Annotated in this window: 19 protein-coding genes and 3 rRNA genes; 2 read left to right on the forward strand and 20 right to left on the reverse strand. The window is 64.0% G+C overall.

What is annotated here, in order from left to right; all coding sequences use genetic code 11:
* Position 1: 1 nt before the first annotated feature.
* The 11 genes from recN to VLI63_RS12475 all read right to left on the reverse strand — a co-directional run bounded on the left by recN (position 2) and on the right by VLI63_RS12475 (position 14359).
* Positions 2–1708: a DNA repair protein RecN gene (gene recN / locus VLI63_RS12425; protein WP_409157145.1), complete on the reverse strand. Its 1707-nt coding sequence runs from the start codon at positions 1706–1708 to the stop codon at positions 2–4.
* Positions 1705–2607 (reverse strand): NAD kinase, encoded by a 903-nt coding sequence (locus VLI63_RS12430; RefSeq protein WP_409157249.1) that lies wholly within the window; start codon positions 2605–2607, stop codon positions 1705–1707. The genes recN and VLI63_RS12430 overlap by 4 nt, the downstream gene beginning before the upstream one ends.
* Positions 2608–2774: 167 nt before the next feature.
* Complete coding sequence (locus VLI63_RS12435) at positions 2775–3584, reverse strand: TlyA family RNA methyltransferase (protein ID WP_409157146.1); 810 nt, start codon at positions 3582–3584, stop codon at positions 2775–2777.
* Positions 3577–3789 carry a hypothetical protein gene (locus VLI63_RS12440; RefSeq protein WP_409157147.1) on the reverse strand — a complete coding sequence of 71 codons (213 nt, stop codon included), beginning with the start codon at positions 3787–3789 and terminating at the stop codon, positions 3577–3579. The genes VLI63_RS12435 and VLI63_RS12440 overlap by 8 nt, the downstream gene beginning before the upstream one ends.
* A 15-nt stretch (positions 3790–3804) precedes the next feature.
* Entirely contained in the window at positions 3805–4827 is a 1023-nt protein-coding gene (locus VLI63_RS12445; protein WP_409157148.1) for an HAD-IIA family hydrolase, read from the reverse strand.
* A gap of 4 nt (positions 4828–4831) precedes the next feature.
* A complete protein-coding gene (locus tag VLI63_RS12450; protein ID WP_409157149.1) occupies positions 4832–5827 on the reverse strand; it encodes a hypothetical protein in 996 nt (331 codons plus the stop codon).
* Positions 5828–5942: 115 nt separating this feature from the next.
* Positions 5943–6059, reverse strand: a 5S ribosomal RNA gene (gene rrf / locus VLI63_RS12455).
* Positions 6060–6234: 175 nt separating this feature from the next.
* Positions 6235–9355, reverse strand: a 23S ribosomal RNA gene (locus VLI63_RS12460).
* Between the two features lie 563 nt (positions 9356–9918).
* A 16S ribosomal RNA gene (locus VLI63_RS12465) occupies positions 9919–11437 on the reverse strand.
* Together the 16S, 23S and 5S rRNA genes form the textbook arrangement of a ribosomal RNA operon.
* A gap of 705 nt (positions 11438–12142) precedes the next feature.
* Positions 12143–13444, reverse strand: a complete 1302-nt coding sequence (gene tyrS / locus VLI63_RS12470) for a tyrosine--tRNA ligase (RefSeq protein ID WP_409157150.1) — start codon at positions 13442–13444, stop codon at positions 12143–12145.
* Between the two features lie 27 nt (positions 13445–13471).
* Complete coding sequence (locus VLI63_RS12475) at positions 13472–14359, reverse strand: DUF817 domain-containing protein (RefSeq protein WP_409157151.1); 888 nt, start codon at positions 14357–14359, stop codon at positions 13472–13474.
* Between the two features lie 127 nt (positions 14360–14486).
* Here VLI63_RS12475 and VLI63_RS12480 point away from each other — a divergent pair, with 127 nt between their 5' ends.
* Positions 14487–15101, forward strand: coding sequence for a DNA-binding protein (locus VLI63_RS12480; protein ID WP_409157152.1), 615 nt, complete (start codon positions 14487–14489; stop codon positions 15099–15101).
* Positions 15098–15667 carry a hypothetical protein gene (locus VLI63_RS12485; protein ID WP_354576046.1) on the forward strand — a complete coding sequence of 190 codons (570 nt, stop codon included), beginning with the start codon at positions 15098–15100 and terminating at the stop codon, positions 15665–15667. The genes VLI63_RS12480 and VLI63_RS12485 overlap by 4 nt, the downstream gene beginning before the upstream one ends.
* Before the next feature lie 4 nt (positions 15668–15671).
* Here VLI63_RS12485 and VLI63_RS12490 read toward each other — a convergent pair whose 3' ends face one another.
* The 9 genes from VLI63_RS12490 to argC all read right to left on the reverse strand — a co-directional run bounded on the left by VLI63_RS12490 (position 15672) and on the right by argC (position 24376).
* Positions 15672–16277, reverse strand: coding sequence for a DNA-3-methyladenine glycosylase (locus tag VLI63_RS12490; RefSeq protein WP_409157153.1), 606 nt, complete (start codon positions 16275–16277; stop codon positions 15672–15674).
* Between the two features lie 10 nt (positions 16278–16287).
* Positions 16288–16434, reverse strand: coding sequence for a hypothetical protein (locus VLI63_RS12495; protein WP_354576044.1), 147 nt, complete (start codon positions 16432–16434; stop codon positions 16288–16290).
* Entirely contained in the window at positions 16431–17867 is a 1437-nt protein-coding gene (gene argH, locus VLI63_RS12500; protein WP_409157154.1) for an argininosuccinate lyase, read from the reverse strand. Before argH ends, VLI63_RS12495 begins: the two co-directional genes overlap by 4 nt.
* A gap of 2 nt (positions 17868–17869) precedes the next feature.
* Positions 17870–19069, reverse strand: a complete 1200-nt coding sequence (locus VLI63_RS12505; RefSeq protein WP_409157155.1) for an argininosuccinate synthase — start codon at positions 19067–19069, stop codon at positions 17870–17872.
* 103 nt (positions 19070–19172) lie between these two features.
* Positions 19173–20093, reverse strand: a complete 921-nt coding sequence (gene argF, locus VLI63_RS12510; RefSeq protein WP_409157156.1) for an ornithine carbamoyltransferase — start codon at positions 20091–20093, stop codon at positions 19173–19175.
* A complete protein-coding gene (locus VLI63_RS12515) occupies positions 20090–21289 on the reverse strand; it encodes an acetylornithine transaminase (RefSeq protein ID WP_409157157.1) in 1200 nt (399 codons plus the stop codon). Before VLI63_RS12515 ends, argF begins: the two co-directional genes overlap by 4 nt.
* Positions 21289–22185, reverse strand: a complete 897-nt coding sequence (argB, locus tag VLI63_RS12520; protein WP_409157158.1) for an acetylglutamate kinase — start codon at positions 22183–22185, stop codon at positions 21289–21291. Before argB ends, VLI63_RS12515 begins: the two co-directional genes overlap by 1 nt.
* The gene (gene argJ, locus VLI63_RS12525; RefSeq protein WP_409157159.1) at positions 22185–23336 is read right to left on the reverse strand and encodes a bifunctional glutamate N-acetyltransferase/amino-acid acetyltransferase ArgJ; all 1152 of its coding nucleotides are present in this window, start codon (positions 23334–23336) and stop codon (positions 22185–22187) included. The genes argB and argJ overlap by 1 nt, the downstream gene beginning before the upstream one ends.
* Positions 23333–24376 (reverse strand): N-acetyl-gamma-glutamyl-phosphate reductase, encoded by a 1044-nt coding sequence (argC, locus tag VLI63_RS12530; RefSeq protein ID WP_409157160.1) that lies wholly within the window; start codon positions 24374–24376, stop codon positions 23333–23335. The genes argJ and argC overlap by 4 nt, the downstream gene beginning before the upstream one ends.
* Positions 24377–24430: the final 54 nt, after the last annotated feature.

Below are 24430 nucleotides of genomic sequence, written 5' to 3' on the forward strand. Positions count from 1 at the left end.
GCTACCGCGACTCGCTGTCGAGTCCGCGCGCGGTCTCGATGAGTTCGCGGGCATGCTGAAGTCCGCTCTCCGATCCACTCAGACCGGAGAGCAGCCGCGCCATCTCCTCGATCCGCTCTTCCCCCTCGAGCTGTTGCACGCTCGAGGCGGTCACCGCTCCGTCGCTGTCTTTCACGACGCGCAGATGGTTGGTGGAGAAGGCGGCCACCTGGGCGAGATGGGTCACCACGATCACCTGGGCGGAGTGCGAGAGCCTGGCCAGTCGGCGGCCGATCTCGATGGCAGAGGCACCCCCGACGCCGGCGTCGACCTCATCGAAGATGAAGGTGGGCACGGGATCATTTCCGGCGATCACCACCTCGATCGCCAACATCACCCGCGAGAGCTCTCCGCCGGAAGCCCCGCGGCCGAGAGGACGCGGCTCCGCGCCAGGATGCGGTGCGAGCAGGATCGCCACGACGTCCCGTCCGCTGAGCCCGTAGTCCTGTCGCTCTGTGACCTCGACCGTCAACCGCGCGTTGGGCATCGCGAGCGCAACGAGCTCCTCGCTCACCCTCTCGCCGAGCCGGACCGCGAAGTCGCGCCGCACCCTCCCGAGTTCGCCGGCGAGCTCGATCACCCGTGCGCGATCGGACTCGACCTCCGCGCGAAGGCTGTCGATACGGTCGGAGTCCTGATCGAGTTCGAGCAGCCTCGAGCTGCCGCTGTCGAGATAGCGGATCGCGTCGTCGAGGGAGGGGCCGTACTTGCGGCTGACCTCCCCCAGCTCCGAGCGTCGGTTCTGCACGGTCTCCAGTTCGCGGGCGCTGTCGCCGTCGAGGCCACCGAGGTAGCTCGACAGCTGCGCGGACACGTCGGCGACGAGATAGCTGGCGCTCGCCAGTGCTTCCACGATCGGGGCGAGGGTCGAATCGTGGCCCGACACCCGTTCGAGCTGGCGACGAGCCGAATCCAGCAGCCCGAGCGCGTCCCGCGGCTCCACCAGGTCGTCGGATGACACGAGCTCGTGCGCCTCGGAAGCCGCGAGCCGCAGGTCCTCGAGGTTCGTCAACCGGTCGGCCCGTTCGGCGAGCTCGACATCCTCACCGGCCTGGGGCGCCACGGACTCGATCTCCGCCATCGCTCGGCGGAGTTCGGCGGCTTCGCTCTGGCGTGACTCCTGCTCGGCCACGATCACGTCGAGTTCGCCCTGGTTCGCCTGCCAGCGCCGATAGGTGGCCTGGTAGTCGTCGAGCACTGTCGACAGCGCGGCTCCGGCGAAGCGATCGAGTGCCTCACGCTGCGCTGTCGCCGAGCGCAAGCGCACCTGGTCGGATTGACCGTGCACGACGACCAATTGTTCGCCGAGCTCTGCGAGCACGCTCACCGGCGTAGTGCGGCCGCCGACGGTGGCGCGGCTGCGTCCCTCCTGCGAGACCGACCGGGCGAGGATCAGTTCCCCCTCGTCGAGGTCGCCACCGGCATCCCGCACACGTTCCGCGACGGCGCCCTCCGGATCGACCAGCCAGCGCCCTTCGACGACAGCCGAGCCGCTCCCTTGGCGGAGCACCGAACTGTCCGAGCGATCCCCAAGGAGAAGTCCGAGAGCGGTGACCACCATGGTCTTTCCCGCACCGGTCTCGCCGGTGATGGCCGTGAACCCGGGACCGAGGGGAAGTCGAGCTTCGCCGATCACTCCGAGGTCGCGGATGAAGATCTCCTCGATCATGCGATCGCGCCGTCGCCCGGACCACGCCATCCGCTGGTCGGAAGGTGGAATTTGTTCACCAGCCGGTCGGTGAACGGCCCCCGGTGCAATCGCGCGAGGCGCACCGGCACCGGTGAGCGGCGCACGATCACCCGGGCGCCGGGCGGCAGGTCGTGGGTGCGTCGTCCGTCGCACCAGAGCACCCCGGTGCCCTGCGTGCGCGCGAGAACCTCCACCGCGAAGACCGACTCCGGCCCGACTACGAGCGGGCGGGCGAACAGCGCATGCGGGCTGAGCGGCACGAGCAGCATCGCCTCGAGCTCCGGCCAGACGATCGGTCCCCCTGCCGAGAATGAATAGGCCGTGGATCCTGTGGGCGTCGACATCACCACTCCGTCGCAGCCGAAGGAGGAGAGCGGTCGGCCATCGACCTCGATCACGACCTCGAGCATCCGCTCACGGCTGGCCTTCTCGACCGTCGCCTCGTTGAGCGCCCAGGTCTCGTAGATCACCTCGGCGTCGACCTTGACGCGCACGGCAAGAGTCATGCGCTCTTCGACCTCATAGTCGCGGTTCAGAGCGCGGCGCACCGTGTCCGTGAGGTTGTCACGCTCGCTCTCGGCCAGGAAGCCGACGTGTCCGAGGTTGACCCCGAGCAGTGGAGCGGTGCAGCCCCGCGTGAGCTCCGCCGCCCGCAGAATGGTGCCGTCACCGCCCAGCACGATGGCCAGCTCGACGTCCGCGACAGTCACACTGTCGCCGAGCACCGCAATCGCGCTCAGCTCCGGCGCGTTGTCGAGAACATCGTCGTGCTCGTCCTTTTTCATGACGGGCGTGACTCCGGCGGCGAGAAGCTGCCGGGAGACCGTCACGGCCGCATCGAGGGAGTCCTGGCGCCCCGTATGGGCGACCACGAGCATGAAGCGTTCGGACACCGGTTCTCCTTGTGCTTCTCGGGCGATCACCGGCTGGGGATCACTGTCGGGGTCACTCTCTATCGAGACGTTCACTGCGGGGATGTTCACTGCGCGGATGTTCACTGTGCGGATGTTCACTGTGCGGATAGTCCCCGCCGCACATCAGCGACTCAGGTGGGGTTGGGTCGAGAGAGTTCGAGGACCCGCTCTCTCCATTCTGTCGGATTGCTGCCCGTGAGCGCGCTGAACCAGACCAGATACTCATGGTTTCCGGCGGCGCCGAGGATTGGTGAGGAGATGAGTCCCGCCGTCGGAAGCCCCAGGTCCCAGGCCGCCCAGAGCACGTCGCTGATCGCGTCGGCACGAAGCCCCGGATCGTGCACGATGCCCTCTTTCACGCCGGTGCGGCCCACTTCGAACTGGGGCTTGATCAGCAGGAGATAGTCCGCGTCGGTGCCGACGGTGGCCACCAGGGCCGGCAGCACGGTGGTCAGGGAGATGAATGACAGGTCCGCCACCACGATGCTCACTCGCACGGCGTGGCCGGCCGCGGCATCGAGCGTCGGCACGGTGAGCTCGCGGGCGTTGAACCCTTCGATCACCGTGACGGCCGGATTGTTGCCGATGAACGGATCCAGCTGACCGTGGCCCACATCGAGGGCGACGACCGAGTGAGCACCGCGCTCGAGCAACACCTGGGTGAATCCGCCGGTGGATGCCCCGACATCGAGGGCGTCGCGGCCGGTCACTGGCACCGCGAAGGCATCCAGCGCCGCGAGGAGTTTGTGGGCGGCGCGACTGACGTAGTGGTCGATCGCCGTCAGCGCGAGCACCTGGTCGTCCCCCACGCGGGCTGAGGGCTTGATCACGGTGCGGCCGTCGACGGTGACCCATCCGTCGGCTATCAGTCGAGCGGCATGGGTACGGGACCGTGCGATCCCCCGTTCCGCCAGGGCGGCATCCAGTCGCGCCTCAGCCATGCGAGTTCGACGTGTCGACGCCCCCGTCTCGAACCGATCCCTCGAGAGTTGCCTGCAACCGGTCGTGGATCTGCACGAAGGCGGCAGCCCGGGATTCGAGCGGTTGGTCCTCGATCACGCGCAGGCGCGGCAGCAACGCGCTCGCATCGTCGGCAGAAGCGTTGGGGGCTGCGGCCGAGGCATCGTCGATCGACTCAGGAGTCATAGTCCAACGGTACCGTCACGAATACAGCTCCGGTGCGACGTCGAGTCCGTAGATCGGCAGTCCGGATCCCCAGATGAGAGCCGTCGCCGCGCGTAGCAGATCGATCGGCCGTTCGCCGGCGCGATCGATCGTCACAGTGGTCTTGGCGAGACGCACCGCGGCGCCCCCCACGGTGACGACAGTGTCGCCCGTTCGCGGGTCCGTAGTGCTCACGGCTCGCGGGTACTCCTCCGCCAGCTCGCGGAGATCGCTGAGAATGTAGGTGGGGCGGGACTTGGCATTGGCAGCGAGGGCCTGCTTTCGCCCGTCGATGCCCGTGAGCACGAGCACCGACTCCATCCCGGCACGATTGGCCCCGAGGATGTCGGTGTCCAAGCGATCCCCGATGAACAAGGCCTTCGCGCCTCCGAAGCGGCGTACCGCCTCCTCGAAGATGGCGATCTCCGGCTTTCCGGCAACCACAGGCAGGCGGCCGACGGCATTGTGAACCGCACCAACGAGGGTGCCGTTGCCGGGGGCGATGCCGCGCGCGACCGGAATCGTCCAGTCGGTGTTGGTGGCCACCCACGGTCGTTCGGGGTCGTCGTTGAGTGCGAACGAGGCCTCCGCCAGGTCCTTCCAGCCCACATCGGGAGCGAACCCCTGGATGACGGCAGCAGGCTGATCCAGCGCCGACCGGGTCACCACGAAGCCCGCCTGCTCGACGACCGACGTGAGTCCTTCTCCACCCACGACCAGCACTGTGGCGCCCGAGGGAACGAGCTCGGCGAGCAGCCGGACGGCGGCCTGCGGGGAGGTCACGACGTCGTCCTCCACCGCGGTCAGCCCGAGGCTCGCCAGGTGTTCGGCGACGGATGCGGCGGTACGGGACGCATTGTTCGTCAGGTACCCGATGCGCCGGGTCTGCCCGTCGGTGCTGCCGCTGGCAGCATTCAGACTCTCGACCGCGTGTGCGATGGCGGCATCGCCCTTGTAGACCACTCCGTCGAGGTCGGCGAGCACGAGGTCGACACCGTCAAGGGGTGTGCGTCCGGTCATGCCCTCAGTCAACCGCGGTCTCCTGCTCGTCTTCTTCGAGAACAACACCGTCTTGGCCTTCCTCCACGATCTCGATCACGTCGTCTTCCGGCTCACGGTCGCCGGCCTCGATGGCATCGGACGCCCGCTCGGACCGCTGCCACCATTCCTCCGCCTCGGCTTCGCGGCCCAGATCCTCGAGCACGGCTGCGTAGGCGTCGAAGAGAGCAGGGCTCCACGAGAAAGCGGTGTTCGGATCGAGCTGCGGGATCTGCAGTTCGTCGAGGGCCGCATCCGTCTGGCCCAGGTCGAGGCGGGCCCCGGACATCGCGATCGCGAGCAACACCTGCACCTCGACCGCGAGGGAGGCCCTCGGCACGGAACGACCGAGCTCGAGCGCACGATCCGGTCGCCCAAGGCCGCGCTCGCTGTCGACCATGAGCGGCAGCTGGTCGTCACGACCGGAGATCCGGCGATAGGTTCGCAGTTCACGCAGGGCAAGCGCGAAGTCGCCGATGGAATACGCCGTGATCGCCAGAGTCTCTCGCACCACCGCTATCCGTCCGGCCCGGCGTGCGGCGGATACCGCATGCGCATGGGCCAGAACGGGGTCGGTGTCGATCAACCGCGCCACCATCGCCAGGTGCTGGGCTACGCCGTCGGCATTCTCTTTGCTCAGGGTCTTCAGCTGCGCCCTGGCAACGCGATCGAGATCCTTGGGCTGTACGTCGTCCGGGATGACCGGGTCGTCGTGACGCGAACGCACCGACTTCGTGCCGAAGGGATCGCGGTCCTCGATCTCCTGGGCGGAACGTCCCTGGTATCCGGTGCCGGGCCGACGCTCACGCGGATTCTTCGACAGGTCTGCATCGGGACGGCCGCGCTGCGGTCGATCCCCCTGGCCGGCGGGACGTGGCGGCCTGCCCGACGCCGGAGCGCCACGCTGGGGACGGCCGTCGGACCCTCGCGAGGCGGCGGGACGGTCGCCCGGCCTCTGGGAGCGATCTTGGAATTCGGACACGAATTACCCCTGGATCTGTCGTCACTGGTGAAGTTGTGGAATCGGAGCACGTGTTCAAAACGTGCCTCTTAAAGCAAAATGGCCACCCATTGCTGGGTGGCCATCTTACAAAGAAGTCCGGCGGTGTCCTACTCTCCCACAAGGTCCCCCTTGCAGTACCATCGGCGCAGAGAGTCTTAGCTTCCGGGTTCGGAATGTGACCGGGCGTTTCCCTCTCGCTATGGCCGCCGAAACACTATGGATATAGGTTTCGAATTAGCCAACAGCTCAGCGGATCAAGCCTCTCGAAAGAGACCATCACAACTGGTGTTGTGCTGATTCCCGACCGTACATCGGGAACCACTCAGTGGACGCAGAGCATCTCATTCCCACCGGTACCCTTACGGGCCCAGGATGGGAAGAAAAGTGTTATCAAGTTATCGGCTTATTAGTACGGGTCAGCTCCATGGGTCTTTAGTCCCCACTTCCACATCCCGCCTATCAACGCAGTAGTCTAGCTGCGAGCCTCTCGACCTAAGTCATGGAAATCTCATCTTGAAGCTGGCTTCCCGCTTAGATGCTTTCAGCGGTTATCCATTCCGAACGTAGCTAATCAGCGGTGCTCCTGGCGGAACAACTGACACACCAGAGGTTCGTCCATCCCGGTCCTCTCGTACTAGGGATAGATCTTCTCAAATTTCCTGCGCGCGCAGAGGATAGGGACCGAACTGTCTCACGACGTTCTAAACCCAGCTCGCGTACCGCTTTAATGGGCGAACAGCCCAACCCTTGGGACCTACTCCAGCCCCAGGATGCGACGAGCCGACATCGAGGTGCCAAACCATGCCGTCGATATGGACTCTTGGGCAAGATCAGCCTGTTATCCCCGAGGTACCTTTTATCCGTTGAGCGACAGCGCTTCCACAAGCCACTGCCGGATCACTAGTCCCGACTTTCGTCCCTGCTCGACTTGTCAGTCTTACAGTCAAGCTCCCTTGTGCACTTACACTCGACATCTGATTGCCAACCAGATTGAGGGAACCTTTGGGCGCCTCCGTTACTTTTTAGGAGGCAACCGCCCCAGTTAAACTACCCACCAGGCACTGTCCCAGAACCGGATTACGGTTCGTAGTTAGATATCCAAAGTGACCAGAGTGGTATTTCAACAATGACTCCACCTGAACTAGCGTCCAAGCTTCAAAGTCTCCCACCTATCCTACACAAGCCACTCCGAACACCAATACCAAGCTGTAGTAAAGGTCACGGGGTCTTTCCGTCCTTCTGCGCGTAACGAGCATCTTTACTCGTAGTGCAATTTCGCCGAGTTCGCGGTTGAGACAGCTGGGAAGTCGTTACGCCATTCGTGCAGGTCGGAACTTACCCGACAAGGAATTTCGCTACCTTAGGATGGTTATAGTTACCACCGCCGTTTACTGGGGCTTAAATTCTCAGCTTCGCCTTGCGGCTAACCGTTCCTCTTAACCTTCCAGCACCGGGCAGGCGTCAGTCCGTATACATCGTCTTGCGACTTGGCACGGACCTGTGTTTTTAGTAAACAGTCGCTTCCCACTGGTCTCTGCGGCCGTATGGTGCTCCAGGAGCAAGTCCTTTCACACCGCGGGCCCCCCTTCTCCCGAAGTTACGGGGGCATTTTGCCGAGTTCCTTAACCACGATTCTCTCGATCTCCTTGGTATTCTCTACCTGAACACCTGAGTCGGTTTGGGGTACGGGTGACTTGAACCTCGCGTCGATGCTTTTCTTGGCAGCATAGGATCACTGATTTCGTCCGTGAGGACTACCCATCGGGTCTCAGGCTATGTGAACGACGGATTTGCCTATCGTCCGCCCTACATCCTTAGACCGGGACAACCATCGCCCGGCTCAGCTACCTTCCTGCGTCACACCTGTTAATACGCTAAACGCACCAGCATAGGGTCGCACGCTAGGCCCCACGCTTCACCCCGAAGGGATCCATCTAGGGGATTCAGATGCTTAGCATTACTGGATTATCTTGGGCGGTTCTTCGTCAGTACGGGAATATCAACCCGTTGTCCATCGACTACGCCTGTCGGCCTCGCCTTAGGTCCCGACTTACCCAGGGCGGATTAGCCTGGCCCTGGAACCCTTGTTCTTTCGGAGGACGGGTTTCTCACCCGTCTTTCGCTACTCATGCCTGCATTCTCACTCGTGTGGCGTCCACGGCTGGTTTACACCGCCGCTTCGCTCGCCACACGACGCTCTCCTACCACTCCGTACGCCTGGACCCACAAGTGGGCCGGGCTACTATACGAAATCTACAACTTCGGTGGTGTGCTTGAGCCCCGTTACATTGTCGGCGCGGAATCACTTGACCAGTGAGCTATTACGCACTCTTTCAAGGGTGGCTGCTTCTAAGCCAACCTCCTGGTTGTCTATGCAACTCCACATCCTTTCCCACTTAGCACACGCTTTGGGACCTTAGTTGGTAGTCTGGGTTGTTTCCCTCTCGACGATGAAGCTTATCCCCCACCGTCTCACTGCTGCGCTCTCACTTACCGGCATTCGGAGTTTGGCTAACGTCAGTAACCTTTTGGGGCCCATCAGCTATCCAGTAGCTCTACCTCCGGCAAGAAACACGCAACGCTGCACCTAAATGCATTTCGGAGAGAACCAGCTATCACGAAGTTTGATTGGCCTTTCACCCCTATCCACAGCTCATCCCCTCCATTTTCAACTGAAGTGGGTTCGGTCCTCCACGACGTCTTACCGTCGCTTCAACCTGGCCATGGATAGATCACTTCGCTTCGGGTCTAGACCCAGCGACTATTTCGCCCTATTCAGACTCGCTTTCGCTACGGCTACCCCACTCGGGTTAACCTCGCCACTGAGCACTAACTCGCAGGCTCATTCTTCAAAAGGCACGCTGTCACCCCTACTAAGGAGGCTCCAACGGTTTGTATGCAAACGGTTTCAGGTACTATTTCACTCCCCTCCCGGGGTACTTTTCACCTTTCCCTCACGGTACTTGTCCGCTATCGGTCTTCTGGGAGTATTTAGGCTTATCAGGTGGTCCTGACAGATTCACACGGGATTTCTCGGGCCCCGTGATACTTGGGATACTTCTTCAGCCATTGCGACATTTCGACTACGGGGTTGGCACCCTCTGTGACTGGCCTTTCAATGCCATTCGTCTATATCGCGTTGTAACTGTTGCAGTACGGCAGTAACTGCTAAAAAGTCCCGCAACCCCGACCATGCAACGCCTGCCGGCTATCACACATGATCGGTTTGGCCTCTTCCGGTTTCGCTCGCCACTACTTACGGAATCGCTTTTGCTTTCTCTTCCTGTGGGTACTGAGATGTTTCACTTCCCCACGTTCCCTCTATCCGCCCTATATATTCAGGCGGAAGTCACCAGGTCGTATTGCTACGCCTGGCGGGGTTTCCCCATTCGGAGATCCTCGGATCAAAGCTCTATTATCAGCTCCCCGAGGCTTATCGCAGATTTATACGTCCTTCTTCGGCTCCAGAAGCCAAGGCATTCACCGTTTGCACTTAGAAACTTGATGACAAAATTACACAAAGAACAGCAATCGCGTTGAATAAACAACGCTGCTTGCTAGATCTTTATTGAAGAGATCAACCCGTCAAGGCGGAAACCCACCGAAGCCGGCAACCATTTTGACGGGCAGTCTCTAAGATGCTCGCGTCCACTGTGTAGTTCTCAAAGTACGGGCGGTACTTCGTCTTACCTGTGCTTGCCGTGTCATGAGTAATCATGGGCCGGTAGTTCGCCAGGGATCGAAGTCCGAGGTCCGTGGTGACTCCCCCGAAGGGCAATCTCCAGCGGGTCCAGAGGTCGGTATCCGACCCACCCCGTAAAGGGAAGGCCGGCCCGGTCCCTCAGGACCCAACAGCGTGCAAAAGACCAGGCCGATGATTCGAAGTTTTCCTAACCCCTGTAAACAGGGGTTGTACTGGCTTGACGAATCTTCGTCCTGGTCACAATGTCAATGTTCCACCCATGAGCGTCACCGGAGAACGTATGCCTCCGAAATAACTTGGCAGTTAGTTCCAACGAGCGGATGCCTGTAAACAGGGCGTCTTCAGTTGGACTGCACGTGCTCCTTAGAAAGGAGGTGATCCAGCCGCACCTTCCGGTACGGCTACCTTGTTACGACTTAGTCCTAATTACCGATCCCACCTTCGACAGCTCCTTCCTTGCGGTTAGGCCACTGGCTTCGGGTGTTACCGACTTTCATGACTTGACGGGCGGTGTGTACAAGGCCCGGGAACGTATTCACCGCAGCGTTGCTGATCTGCGATTACTAGCGACTCCGACTTCATGGGGTCGAGTTGCAGACCCCAATCCGAACTGAGACCGGCTTTTTGGGATTCGCTCCACCTTGCGGTATTGCAGCCCTTTGTACCGGCCATTGTAGCATGCGTGAAGCCCAAGACATAAGGGGCATGATGATTTGACGTCATCCCCACCTTCCTCCGAGTTGACCCCGGCAGTCTCCTATGAGTTCCCACCATTACGTGCTGGCAACATAGAACGAGGGTTGCGCTCGTTGCGGGACTTAACCCAACATCTCACGACACGAGCTGACGACAACCATGCACCACCTGTATACCGACCTTGCGGGGCGACTGTTTCCAGCCGTTTCCGGTATATGTCAAGCCTTGGTAAGGTTCTTCGCGTTGCATCGAATTAATCCGCATGCTCCGCCGCTTGTGCGGGCCCCCGTCAATTCCTTTGAGTTTTAGCCTTGCGGCCGTACTCCCCAGGCGGGGAACTTAATGCGTTAGCTGCGACACAGAATCCGTGGAATGGACCCTACATCTAGTTCCCAACGTTTACGGCATGGACTACCAGGGTATCTAATCCTGTTCGCTCCCCATGCTTTCGCTCCTCAGCGTCAGTTACGGCCCAGAGATCTGCCTTCGCCATTGGTGTTCCTCCTGATATCTGCGCATTCCACCGCTACACCAGGAATTCCAATCTCCCCTACCGCACTCTAGTCTGCCCGTACCCACTGCAGGCTGGGGGTTGAGCCCCCAGTTTTCACAGCAGACGCGACAAACCGCCTACGAGCTCTTTACGCCCAATAATTCCGGATAACGCTTGCACCCTACGTATTACCGCGGCTGCTGGCACGTAGTTAGCCGGTGCTTTTTCTGCAGGTACCGTCACTTTCGCTTCTTCCCTACTAAAAGAGGTTTACAACCCGAAGGCCGTCGTCCCTCACGCGGCGTTGCTGCATCAGGCTTGCGCCCATTGTGCAATATTCCCCACTGCTGCCTCCCGTAGGAGTCTGGGCCGTGTCTCAGTCCCAGTGTGGCCGGTCACCCTCTCAGGCCGGCTACCCGTCGTCGCCTTGGTGGGCCATTACCTCACCAACTAGCTGATAGGCCGCGAGTCCATCCTTGACCGAAATTCTTTCCAACTCCTAGCCATGCGGCTGAAGTTCGTATCCGGTATTAGACACCGTTTCCAGTGCTTATCCCAGAGTCAAGGGCAGGTTACTCACGTGTTACTCACCCGTTCGCCACTAATCCAGGGAGCAAGCTCCCTTTCATCGTTCGACTTGCATGTGTTAAGCACGCCGCCAGCGTTCATCCTGAGCCAGGATCAAACTCTCCGTAAATGTTTGATTGCACGAACGACCGAAGTCGAACGGCACATCTAGTGCAACCAGCCACCGGAATGGGCGGACAGGTTGCAAGTTTGAAACTGACAGAACAAATCAATACTGACTTGCTTTGTTGTTTTATATCTTTTCCAAAGGAATCCGATGCGGTTCGACGGCTAGAAACCGACTACACCGCATACGGGTTTTTGGCATTTGACATTGTGCACGCTGTTGAGTTCTCAAGGATCGGATGCTCCTGGTTTTCACCTCGCGGCTTCTACCCAGGGCCATACCATTCGCAGCAAGTGCGCCGTGAAGACGCTGTTTGACTGCTGTAAAACTTGTGTTTGTCACCCTCGCTCTCGCGCCGGGCAACTTGTCTAATTTACCACCTTCGCGGTACTTGTCAAATCGACCTTCGCGGCTTGAAAAGCGCGCGACGAACCGGCTGGACATACTCACGAGGTGGGTTCTTCATCATAAGATCTGAAGACGATCTCCTACAAGAGGTTGACCGCTATTTGACTTAGATTGTGTCCCTCTTGAAGCCGGTAAGCTCTTCCGCTTTCCGAACCTTTGGGGTGACAAGAAAGAAGATTACGTGTCTATCGGGGGTCGGTCAAATTACGGCCGCAACCCGGGCGTGTCGCCCTAAAGTACGGGGTTTCCCGACACTGTGGCGCGGCGCCTGCTCTTCACGGCGACCACTGAACACTGCGCTCATTCGATGAAGATGCCGGCGAGAGTCTTCTTGCCTCGCCGCAGGACCGCCATGCCACCGGGGAGCGAGTTCGCTTCGAGGGTGAGCGAGGCATCCCCCACCTTCATGTTGTTGAGGTAGACCCCGCCCTGCTCGACCGCTCGGCGCGATTCCCCGAGGCTGTTGGCGAGGCCTGTGTCGACGAGCAGCTGCGCCACGGGAGTGTTCGCGGTCGTGGTGGTGTTCGGGAGCTCCCGAAGGGCCGCTTCGAGCGTGGAGGGATCGAGTTCATGCAACTCGCCCTGGCCGAAGAGGGCCGCGGATGCCGCAATGGCAGCTTCCGTCGCCTCCGTGCCATGAACGAGGCTCGTCACTTCTCGCGCGAGGGCACGCTGGGCCTCCCTGCGGAACGGTTCCGTTGCGACCAGCCCAGCGAGCCTGTCGATTTCCGCGCGGGTGTTGAAGGTGAAGATCTTCAGCCGTTCGATCACATCGGCATCATCGGTATTGAGCCAGAACTGGTAGAACGCGTAAGGACTGGTGAGCGCGGGATCGAGCCAGACCGCATTCCCCTCGCTCTTGCCGAACTTCGTTCCATCGGAATTGGTGATGAGGGGTGTGCCGATCGCATGGGCCGAGGCCCCTTCCGCCTTGCGGATCAGGTCGGTACCGCTGGTGAGATTGCCCCACTGGTCACTCCCCCCGGTCTGGAGCACACAGTCGTAACTGCGGAAGAGTTCGAGGAAGTCCATTCCCTGCAGGATCTGGTAGCTGAACTCGGTGTAGCTGATGCCGACGTCGCTGTTGAGGCGCGCGCTGACGGCATCCTTCTTGAGCATGGTGCCGACCCGGAAGTGTTTGCCGACATCCCGAAGGAAATCGATCGCGCTGAGAGGGGCTGTCCAGTCGAGATTGTTGACGAGCCGGGCCGGGTTGTCTCCCTCGAAACTCAGGAACTTCGACACCTGCGCCTGGAGGTAGCCGACGAACTCGGCCACCGTCTCCTTGGAGTTGAGGGTGCGTTCGGCCGTCGGCCGCGGATCACCGATGAGTCCGGTGGATCCTCCCACCAGGCCGAGTGGCCTGTGCCCGGCGAGCTGGAATCGGCGCATCAACAGCAGCTGCACCAGGTTGCCGAGGTGCAGGCTGGCGGCCGTGGGATCGAATCCGCAGTAGTAGGTGATCGGCGCACCCGACAACAGCGACCTCAGTTCGGCCTGGTCTGTCGAGACATGGACGAGCCCACGCCAGACCACCTCGTCCCAGACCGTATCGAATGACTCGTCATTGCGCTGGGAGGACAGGACTTCGGATGCTGGCACGGCCCAAGATTACCAGCGGGCCACCGATCAGGGCCGGGCTTGCGCCTCGCTCGCCTCGAGCGCACGGGGCGGGTACACCCACGCCACCAGCACGACGGAGATGATCATCAGCAGCACCCAGGACACGAGTTTGGTGATCGAGACCGGTTGCCAGCCGTGCAACTGGTTCGGGTAGGACCATGCGTTCGCCCAGGTTGCGATGTTCTCGGCGATCCAGATGAAGAGAGCCACGAGCACGAATGCGAGCACCGTCGGCATCCGCAATCGAAGTCGGAAGACCCGGAAGTGCATGACGCAGCGCCCGAAGAGCAGCCCGACGGCGATCAGCAGGATCCAGCGGAAGTCCCAGATGTAGTGATGGGTGAAGAAGTTGGCATAGATGAGAGCCGCGAGCACTGCCGTGAGCCAGCGGCGCGGGTAGCGGTCGAACCGCAGGTCGAACAGGCGGAACACCCGAACCATGTAGGAGCCGACGGCGGCGTACATGAAACCGCTGTAGAGCGGCACGGAGTAGAGATGCAGCACGCCCGGCCCCTCGTAGATCCAGGATCCGACGCTGGTCTTGAACAGCTCCATGCCCGTGCCGACGAGATGGAACAGGATGATGACGCGCAGCTCTCGGACGGTTTCGAGCCGGAGGGCGATCATGAGCACCTGGATGACCACGGCCGCGATCGTCACGAAGTCGTTGCGAGCGAGGACCGCGCCATCGGGATACCAGAGCCGGGTGGCGAAGAGCACCGCGAGCAGCGCCGCTCCGAAGATGCAGGCCCAGGCCTGTTTGAGCCCGAACACGAGGAATTCGACGATGCCGCGCCAGATCCGGCTGTCCGGCGCCCGGGCGAGGAGGTCGCGAGCCCGCGTGTCGATGAAGCGCTCGACCGGCGTGAAGCCCGCATCCCCCTCAGCGCTCATCGGTTCAGGCTAGCCGAGGAACAGAATCGCGCCGCGGCATATCACCCTTCTGAGGTTGATTTATCAATATCAAGTGCTTAGGGTTGATTTGTTCGGATCAACCCCCCGGGCATGTGCGGAGGCGAGGATGTTCGCGATCACCGCGGATCAGGTAGATAGTCGGCACCGACCGGATATCGCCGCTGCGACGATGCTCGCACTCGAAGCACTGCTCGGCGACGGGCTCGTTCTGCCGGTGGATCGCACGGCCGGCGACGAGATCCAACTGCTTCTCGAAACATCCGACACCGCCCTCACCGCGATTCTCGCGCTCACCCGGGATGGCGAGTGGAGTGTGGGATGCGGGATCGGCGACGTGACCATCCCCCTGCCGGAAAACGCGCGCGAAGCCGGTGGGGCCGCGTTCGTCGCGGCCCGGGAGGCGGTGAATGACGCGAAGAAGCGGGACACCCGCTTCGCCCTTCGCAGCCCAGCGACGACCGAAGCCGCGGATGCCGAGGCCTTCGTCGACCTGCTCCTGAACCTGCGGGGGCGGCGCAGCACCGAGGGCTGGGAGATCTGCGACCTGCTTGTTGCCGGCAACAGCCAAGCCGAAGCGGCCAAACAGCTCGGGATCACGCCCCAGGCCGCGAGCAAACGAGCCCGCAGCGCGGCACTCCGCGTCGAGTTCGCGGCGAGGTCCCCCCTCGAACGTAGGCTCGCTGCCGTAGACCTCAGTGCAGGCGAAGGGAGAACGTCGTGATCGTGCAGGTCGTGTTGTGGGTCTTGGCCATCGCCGTCATCGCCGCGGCGCTCGCCGTCTGTCTCGCCGCCATCCGCTTTCGGTTGCCGTCCCTTGCGCTTCTCGCCGCGGTGCCGGTGATCGCGGGGCTCGTCGGGCTCGCCTTCCGCGCGGGAGTGCCTGCACCGAGCAACGCCGTTGCCGTTGTCGCGGGAATTCTCCTCGCCTTGCTCGGCATCATCGGCGGGAGCCCGGTCACCATCGCCGTGCTCGGCTTCTCCAGCCGGGGATCCGCGCCGGCGGTCGCGGGAGAACACGGCGGAATCGTGGTGAACGAAGGGGTCCCGCCGGAAATGCATCGCGCCGAGGTGCTGCGGGGTGGCACGATCATCGGCTACCTCGAACGGTTGGCGCTCATCGCCGCCATCGTGCTCGGCCACCTCGAGATCGTGGCGGTGCTGATCGCGGTGAAGGGGCTCGGCCGGTTCTCCGAGCTCGACAGTCCGGAGATCCGCGAGCGCTTCATCATCGGCACACTGGTCAGCCTGGTCTGGGCGGGCGCGTGCGCCCTGCTCATCGTGCTCTAGCGGGTCACACGCGCTTCTTCGGCACATGCGCCTTGTAGGGCGAGACGCTGCGCTCCCCCGGCAGCCAGAAGCGCCAGGGGTAGTCGTCAGACCCTCCCGCGCCGGACACCCCCGTGCGCGGACCGGTCGCGAACGGCAGCGGATGCTGGGGCAGGCTCAACTCGAACGGCGGCGAAGCGAGATCCGCTCCCCCTTCGCCGAGGGTGATACCCAGCGCCACCACCAGTCGGGCCGGCCCGCGCGCCAGGTCGGCATCCGTCTTCGATGTCGTGCGCCGCGCTCGGGCCAGGTCGACTCCGTTGATCACGTCACCGCCGCGCATCAGCACGGCGGTCGCCGTGCCCGCGGGCGAGCACGTGACGTTGGCACAGACGTGCATGCCATAGGTGAAGTAGGTGTAGAGATGACCCGGTTCGCCATACATCACCGCGTTGCGCTTGCCCGGGCCGCGATACGCGTGCGACCCGGGATCGCGCTCTCCCAGGTAGGCCTCCACTTCGGTGAGGCGCACCGCGACGGTGCCCTCGAGCGTGGTGTGGCTCAGGATCGCTCCGAGGAGCAGCGGCGCGACCTCGATGGATGGCGCCTCGAAGAACTGCCGGTCGAACATCGCCGGGCGGTTAGAAGAGCCTCGCGCCGCTGGTGACGAAGAGGATCGCGGCGATCACGAAGAGCACGGCAGCCACTCCGAAGACGCTCCACATCACGATCTTCTGGGTGCGATTCTGTTCCGGCTTCTGCGGACGGTTGTCTTTGCTGAGAGTCATTGCCAGGCCTCCTTGAGGGTTCGGACGCGGCGGGTGAGCGCCGCGAGCTGCTCCGCGACACGCTCTGGGGCTGTGCCGCCGGAGCCGGTGCGGCTGCCGATCGATCCGGCGACCGTGAGAACGCTCCGCACACCGGCGGTGAGGTGCGGGGAGATCTCCAGGTAGTCGGCATCCGTCGGCTCGTCGAGTTCGAGGCCGTGTCGCTCACAGAAACTCACCAGCGTGCCGCTGATCTCGTGGGCCTCCCGGAACGGAACACGCTGGGTGACGAGCCACTCGGCCACGTCCGTCGCGAGCGAGTATCCCTGGGGCGCGAGTTCCGCCATTCGATCGGTGTTGAACACGAGGGTGGCGACCATTCCCGAGAAGGCGGGAAGAAGCACCTCGAGGTTCTCGACCGAGTCGAACACCGGCTCCTTGTCTTCCTGGAGGTCGCGGTTGTAGGCGAGCGGCAGGCCCTTGAGAGTGGCGAGGAGTCCGGTGAGGTTGCCGATCAGGCGCCCCGATTTTCCCCGGGCGAGTTCGGCGATATCGGGATTCTTCTTCTGCGGCATGATCGACGACCCGGTCGAATAGGAGTCGTGAAGGGTCACGAAACCGAACTCGCGAGTGTTCCAGAGGATGATCTCCTCGGCGAACCGAGAGAGATTGATGCCCACAAGGGAGAGGATGAAGGCGAACTCTGCCACGACGTCGCGGCTCGCGGTCGCATCGATCGAGTTCTCCATCGGGCCGGTGAGTCCGAGCTCGGTCGCGACCAGCTGCCCGTCGAGTCCGAGGGAACTCCCCGCGAGAGCACCAGAGCCGTAGGGCGAGAAGGACGCCCTCACCGACCAGTCCCGCAAGCGTTCGAGATCGCGCACCAGAGGCCAGGCATGAGCGAGGAGATGATGGGCGAGGAGCACCGGCTGCGCATGCTGCAGGTGCGTGCGACCGGGCATGGCGGCATCCGGATGCGCCTCCGCCTGGGACGCGATCGCGTTGATGAGGTGGGTGAGCAGTTCGGCGATCGCCCGTCCGTGATCGAGCAGGTAGAGCCGCACCAGGGTCGCGATCTGGTCGTTGCGGCTGCGCCCGGCGCGCAACTTGCCGCCGAGCTCAGGGCCGGCGATGTCGATCAGTCCGCGTTCGAGGGCTCCGTGCACGTCTTCGTCCGACTCGCGCTCGAGAAAGCTCCCGTCGGACCAGGCCTCGCGCAGGGTCTCGAGGGCGGCATCCATCACGACCAGTTCGTCGGCCGTGAGGTAGCCGGCCGCCGCCAGCGCTTTGGCGTGGGCGCGGGATCCCAGGATGTCGTAGCCGCCGAGCTGCCAGTCGAACTGCGTCGACTTGCTGAGGCGGGCGAGCTCGGGCGACGGGCCGGAAGCGAAGCGGGCGCCCCAGAGGGCCCCCTCTGTCGTGGATCCGATATCGCCGCCCGAGCCCGTGGTCACGACTACTTGCCCGACAGGTCGCGGCGCGCCGAGATCTTGCTCGGCAGGGACCAGATCTCGATGAAGCCCTTGGAGAGCGACTGGTCGAAGGTGTCGCCGGTGTCGTAGGTCGCGAGGTTGAAGTCGTAGAGGCTCTGCTCGCTGCGCTGGCCGGTCACGGTGGCCCGACCGCCCTGCAGCTTGAGGCGGATGTCTCCGCTCACGTACCGCTGGGTGTCGTCGATGAACACATCGAGAGACCGCTTGAGGCTCGAGAACCAGAGCCCGTCGTAGACCAGGTTCGACCATTCCGCCTCGACTCCACGCTTGTAGCGGCCGAGGTCGCGCTCGAGCGTCAGGCTCTCCAGCGCTTCATGCGCTTCGATGAGGGCCATCGCCGCCGGAGCTTCGTAGACCTCGCGGCTCTTGATGCCCACGAGGCGGTCCTCGACGACATCGATGCGGCCGACGCCGTGCTTGCCGGCGAGCTCGTTGAGCTTCTCGATCATCTGCAGGGCACTGTACGACACGCCGTCGAGGGCGACGGGGATGCCGGAGGCGAAGGTGATCGTGACCTCGTCGGCCTCCTTGGCCACGGTCGGATCCAGGGTGTACTCGTAGAGCTCCTCGATCGGCGCGTTCCACGGGTCCTCGAGGAAGCCGGTCTCGACGGCACGACCCCAGACGTTCTTGTCGATCGAGTACGGGCTCGCTGCGCTCTGGCGGATCGGCAGGTTGTGCTCGTTGGCGTAGATGATGGCCTTGTCGCGGGTGAGCGCGAGGTCGCGGACCGGGGCGATGCTCGTGAGCTCCGGAGCGAGTGCCGCGACAGCCGCCTCGAAGCGCACCTGGTCATTGCCCTTGCCGGTGCAGCCATGGGCGACGCTGTCGGCGCCGAGCTGCTTGGCGACGATCGCCAGATGCTTGGCGATGACCGGCCGGCTGAGCGCGGAGACGAGGGGATACCGCTTCTGGTAGAGCGCGTTGGCCTTGAGAGCGGGCATCAGGAAGTCGTCGGCGAACTCGTCCTTCGCGTCGACGACTATCGCCTCGACGGCGCCGCAATCGAGAGCGCGCTGACGGATGTCCTCCATGTCTTCGCCGCCCTGGCCGACGTCGACGGCGAGAGCCACGACCTCCTTGCCGGTGGCATCCTTCAGCCAGCCGATACCCACCGAGGTGTCGAGGCCGCCGGAATAGGCGAGGACAACGCGTTCTGCCATGTGTGGTGCTCCTTGTTTTCGTACGCAGTTTATCGGTGCAGTGTTTGTTCGGTGCCGGGTCTCGATTCGGCCGCTGGTGCGAGCCACTCGACCAGCGGGGTGGCTACTGCTGCAGCAGCCAGGCCATCAGGGCCTTCTGCGCGTGCAGGCGGTTCTCCGCCTCATCCCAGACCACGCTCTGCGCACCGTCGATGACCTCGGCGGTGACCTCGTAGCCCCGGTCGGCGGGAAGGCAGTGGAGGAAGAGCGCATCGGGCTTCGCCAGCGCCATCAGCTCGGTGTCGACCCGGTAGGAACCGAGCGTGGTGAGACGCTCGGCCTTCTCCTCCTCTTTTCCCATCGACACCCAGGTGTCGGTCACGACAACGTCGGCACCCGCGACGGCTTCCACCGGATCCGTGTAGAGGGTGACCGATCCGCCGGTCTTCGCCGCGGCGAGATCGGCGGCCTCGACCACTGAATCGGTGGGGGCGTAGTCCACCGGTGACGCCACTCGCACGTGCATGCCGGCCGTCGCACCCGCGAGCAGATAGGACTGGGCCATGTTGCTCGCGCCATCCCCGAGGAAGGTGACGGTGAGGCCCGCAAGGGACCCGCGGTGTTCGCGGATGGTGAGCAGGTCAGCCAGCAGCTGGCAGGGGTGGAAATCATCCGACAGCCCGTTGATCACCGGAACCGTGGTGCCGAGAGCCATCTCCTCGAGCCCCGACTGGGCGAAGGTGCGCCAGACGATGGCCGCGACCTGGCGTTCGAGCACGCGCGCCGTGTCGGCGGCGGTCTCCTTGCCCCCGAGCTGGCTGTTGGCGGTGGAGATGATGAGGGGGATGCCGCCGAGCTCGGCGATACCGACGGCGAACGAGACGCGCGTTCGGGTCGACGACTTGTCGAAGATCACGGCGACCGTCTGCGGACCCGCGAGGGGGCGAGTGCCGAAGCGATCCCTTTTGAGCTCGACCGCGAGGTCGAGGATCGCGGTCTGTTCGGCCTGGCTGAGGTCGTCGTCGCGCAGGAAGTGTCGGGTCATTTCGCGTCCAATGTGAGGGTCTGAAGGGCGAGGCTGAACTTCTCGCGGAACTCATTCAATTCGGCATCGCCGACGATGAGCGGTGGGGCGATTCGGATGCTGGAGTCGTTGGGGGCATTGATGATGAGACCGTTGGCGAAGGCCGCAGCGGAGAGTGCCCCGGCGACAGGCTGGGAGAGACCGAGGCCGATGAGCGCTCCCTGGCCGCGGATCTCGGTAATGAGCGGAGAGCCGATGTCTTCGATGATGGCGTGCAATTTCGCGCCGATCGCCGAGGCGTTCTCGATCAGTCCGGCCCGCTCGATCTCGCCGAGTACGGCATTCCCCGCCGCTGTCGCCAGCGGGTTTCCCCCGAACGTGCTGCCGTGCTGGCCCGGCTGGAACAGCTCGGATGCCGCACCGAAGGTCACGAGCGCCCCGATCGGCACGCCGCCGGCGATGCCCTTCGCGAGGGCGAGGGCGTCCGGCACAACGTCGGTCTGCTGGAACGCGAACCAGGTGCCCGTGCGGCCGACTCCGGTCTGGATCTCATCGAGGATCAGCAGCGAGCCGTTCTCGGTGGCGAGCTCACGGGCCCGGCGGAGGAAGCCCTCCGGCAGGTCGAGCACACCGGCCTCCCCCTTGATCGGCTCGATGAAGATCGCCGCGACCGTGTCATCCATCGCCGCTTCGAGCGCCGCGATGGTCGTGTCGATGTGCTCGACTCCGGGCAGCAGCGGTTCGAAGACCTCACGCAACGCGGTCTTGCCGGTGAGCGAGAGCGAGCCCATGGTGCGCCCGTGGAAGGAGTTGATCAGGGAGAGGATGCGCGTGCGCCGGCCGTCTCCCCGGTTGAGGCGGGCGAGCTTGATCGCCGCCTCGATCGCCTCGGCCCCCGAGTTCGCGAAGAACACCCGGCCGGCATCGCCCGCGCCCGTGATGCGACGCAGGCGTTCGGCGAGCTCGAGCTGGGGCGGGGAGGCGAAGTAGTTGGAGACGTGCGCGAGCGTCGCGACCTGGCGGCTCACGGCTTCCACGAGCACCGGATGCGCGTGACCGAGCGCGTTGACGGCGATGCCCGCGAGGAAGTCGAGGTAGCGGTTGCCGTCGACGTCCCACACGTGGGCACCCTCCCCGCGTTCGAGCATGGCGAGCGGGGGCGCAAGGGAGCCCATCATCGCGTCGCCGAAGCGTTCGCGCCAGTCGTGCGTGTCCATCACAGGTCCTTTCCGGAGACCACTTCGGTGCCGATCCCCTCGGCGGTGAACGCCTCGAGCAGGATCGAATGCAAGACGCGACCATCGATGATCGCGGCCTTGGGAACCCCGCCGTCGACCGCGTCGAGGCAGGCCGTCATCTTGGGGATCATCCCGGATTCGAGGGACGGGAGGAGCTGACGCAACTCCGTCGTATCGATCGTGGAGATGAGGGAGTCGCGATCGGGCCAGTCGCGATAGAGGCCGGCGACGTCCGTGAGGATCACGAGCTTCTCCGCCTGGAGGGCGACGGCGAGGGAGGCGGCGGCCGAGTCGGCATTGACGTTGAGCGACTGCCCGGGCTTCTCTGCATCCGGAGCGATGGAGGAGATCACCGGGATCTGGCCGGCCTCGAGGATGGCGTGGACGACCGCCGGATCCACGGCCGTGACGTCACCGACGAGCCCGAGATCGACGTCCTCGCCGTCGACCACCGTGCCGCGCCGGGTCCCGGAGAACAACCCGTCGGTCTCCCCCGACAGGGCCTGCGCCTCGATGCCGTGCGAGTCGATGAGTGCCGCGATCTCCGGCCCGACGCGAGTGGTGAGCACTTCACGCACTACCGAGATGGCGTCTGCGGAGGTCACTCGGAGCCCACCACGGAATTCGCTCGGGATGCCCCTGGCGGCGAGTTCTGCGGAGATCTGGGGTCCGCCGCCGTGCACGACGACCGGGCGAACGCCCACCTGACGCAGGAAGACCATGTCTTCCGCGAAAGCATGCTTGAGCTCGTCGTTCACCATGGCGTTGCCGCCGAACTTGACCACGATGGTCTTGCCGTGGAACCGCTGCAACCACGGCAGGGATTCGATGAGGGCGGATGCCTTCGCGGATGCTTCCCTCGAGTGTGCGCCCATCAGCTGGAGTACGCGCTGTTCTCGTGAACGTAGTCGTGGGTGAGGTCGTTGGTCCAGACCGTGGCGGTCGATGACCCGGCGTGCAGGTCGATCAGCAGGCGCATGGCGCGGCCGGTGAGGTCGACACTCTCCCGCGGCTGGTCGGGCTCGCCCCGGTGGGCGACCCGGACGCCGTTCATCGACACGTCGATGTCGTAGGGGTCGAAAGCGGCCTGCGTGGTGCCGACGGCCGCGAGCACCCGGCCCCAGTTGGGATCGTTGCCGAAGACCGCGGCCTTGAAGAGGTTGTTGCGGGCGACGGCCCGGCCCACCTCGACGGCCTCGTCTTCGGACGCGGAGCCCACGACCTCGATCGTGATGTCGTGGGCCGCCCCCTCGGCATCCTGCTGCAGCTGGGTGGCCAGGTCTTCGCAGAGTGCGGTGAGAGCCGAGGTGAACTCCTCGAGCGTCGGCGAGATGCCGGATGCGGCGGAGGCGAGCAATGCGACGGTGTCGTTGGTCGACATCGCGCCGTCGGAGTCGAGGCGATCGAAGGTCACCCGCGTGGCGTGGCGGAGTGCCGCATCCAGCTGACCGGAGTCGAGCGCGGCATCGGTAGTGATCACGACCAGCATGGTCGCGAGTCCCGGCGCGAGCATACCGGCACCCTTCGCCATGCCGCCGATCGACCAACCCTCCCCCCGGGCGACGGCCTGCTTGGGATGCGTGTCGGTGGTCATGATCGCGGTCGCGGCATCCAGTCCCCCGTCTTCACGCAGGAACGCGTGGGCGGCGGTGACACCGAAGCTCACCTTCTGGAGGTCGAGCTGGTCGCCGATGAGGCCGGTGGAGCAGACCAGGACGTCGGTGGCGGAACTGCCGAGAAGGGATGCCGCGTGCTCCGCCGTCGCGTGGGTCACCTGGAATCCGCGCGCGCCGGTGTAGCAATTCGCTCCGCCCGAGTTGAGCACGACGGCGTTGACGATGCCGTCAGCGATCACCTGCTGCGACCAGATCACCGGGTTCGCCTTTGCGCGGTTGCTCGTGAAGACCGCCGCGGCGGCCTGGCTCGGCCCCTGGTTGACGACGAGCGCGACATCCTTGCCGCCCTTGCCCTTAAGGCCCGATTCGACTCCGGCCGCGACAAAACCTCTGGGGTGGGTGACGCTCATGGTGCAACTCCGTCGATCGGAAGGCCGCTGGTCTCGTCGAGCCCCAGGGCGATGTTGGCTGATTGGATGGCGGCGCCCGCTGTGCCTTTGACGAGGTTGTCGAGTGCGGTGACGGTGACGACGCGACCGGCGGCCTCATCGACGGCGAGGCCGATGAGGGCGGTGTTGGAGCCGAGCACGTCACCGGTTCGGGGCATCCGTCCCTCGGGCAGGAGGTGCACGAAAGGTTCGTCGGCGTAGGCGGACTCCCAGGCCGATCGGATGGCGGAGGCCGAGGTGCCCGGAATGATGCGAGCGGTCGAGGTGGCGAGGATGCCGCGCGCCATCGGCACGATCACCGGGGTGAACGAGATGGTGGGCGCGGTGGCCCCGGCTGCACGCAACGACTGCTGGATCTCGGGGATGTGGCGATGGGTGCCGCCGACGGCGTAAGGGTTGGCCGAGCCGAGGATCTCGCTGGCCAGGTTCTCGAGCTTGAGGCTCTTGCCCGCGCCGGACGGTCCGACCGCGAGCACCGCGACGAGGTCGCGCTCCTCGATCACCCCGGCCGAGATACCCGGCGCGAGAGCGAGCGAGACCGTGCTGGCATTGCAGCCGGGAGCCGCGATGCGGGTGGCGCCGACGAGGGCCGCGCGCTGCTTGCCGGCTCCCACCGGGAGTTCCGGCACGCCGTACGCCCAGGCGCCGAAGTGGTCCCCGCCGTAGAACGCGGCCCAGTCCGCGGCATCCGAGAGGCGGTGATCGGCGCCGCAATCGATGACGAGGCTGTCGTCACCGAGGTGGGCGGTGAGCTCCCCCGACTTGCCGTGGGGCAGGGCGAGAAAGACCAGGTCGTGGCCGCTCAACACCTCTGGCGTGGTCGCCTGGAGCGTGAGCTTTCCGGATGAGCGCAGATGCGGCTGGACTTCGGACAGCGCCTGGCCCGCGTTCTGGAAGGCGGTGACCGTGACCACCTGGAACTCGGGATGCTGGGAAAGCAGCCGAAGCAGCTCCCCGCCCGCATAGCCGCTGGCACCGGCCACGGCAACGGAATAGGACATGGTTACACCTTATTGAGAGTGGATCGACGAGGCCTGGTGCGGCGGCGCTGGTGT

It is taken from the genome of Lacisediminihabitans sp. H27-G8, from assembly GCF_046156175.1.
Lineage (GTDB): Bacteria > Actinomycetota > Actinomycetes > Actinomycetales > Microbacteriaceae > Lacisediminihabitans.